Genomic DNA, 660 nt, shown 5'->3' with positions numbered 1-660 from the left:
GGTTTTGACTGCAGCGGCTTTATCTATTATGTGCTCAACAAAGTCACATCCGTTTCTAGATTGAGCGCGGTCGGATATTGGAATATCATGACGCCTGTCAGCACGCCTTCAAGAGGGGATTTCGTTTTCTTCTCGACATATAAAGCAGGTCCTTCCCATATTGGCATTTATTTAGGGAACGGAAAATTTATCAATGCGAATGATTCGGGAGTCAGCATCAGTGATATGAACAATTCATATTGGAAGCAGCGCTATCTTGGCGCAAAACGATATGCTTTCTAAAAAATCCATTTTTCAGCTTGACGATAAGGATGCTTTAGAAACTTACCGTCAAGCTGTTCTAAATGATTATTTTTGTGCATTTCCTTTTTTTGTATCATAACTCAATAAAGAAGAAAAAGAATCTGTCTATCAGGTGAGGTGTCTGTAATCTTATGAAGAGTGCAACCATTATTCGTAAAATCGATGATTTTGGACGAGTTATTTTACCAAGACCCATAAGGAAGGGTTTAGAAATTGATGGAAATGACCCTGTGGAGTATTTTGTAGAGGATGAAAATATTATTATACGTAAGTATCTAAAGGATCAGATGTGTATGGTAACCGGCGAGGTGTCCGATAAAAATGTGACTGTGTCAGGAGGAATTGTGTTAAGCCCTG

At 38.5% G+C, this 660-nt stretch carries 2 protein-coding genes; both read left to right on the top strand.

Features of this window, described 5'->3' with window-relative positions:
- Positions 1-282 (top strand): C40 family peptidase (locus BTA31_RS22185; RefSeq protein ID WP_142243773.1); only part of this gene is annotated, 282 nt, incomplete at its 5' end.
- A gap of 152 nt (positions 283-434) precedes the next feature.
- Positions 435-660 (top strand): AbrB/MazE/SpoVT family DNA-binding domain-containing protein (locus BTA31_RS22180; RefSeq protein ID WP_076794286.1); only part of this gene is annotated, 226 nt, incomplete at its 3' end.

Source organism: Bacillus haynesii (genome assembly GCF_001969855.1).
Taxonomy (GTDB): domain Bacteria; phylum Bacillota; class Bacilli; order Bacillales; family Bacillaceae; genus Bacillus; species Bacillus haynesii.
Note: the sequence above shows the minus strand (reverse complement) of the source record. Positions and strands in the feature narration are given on the sequence as shown.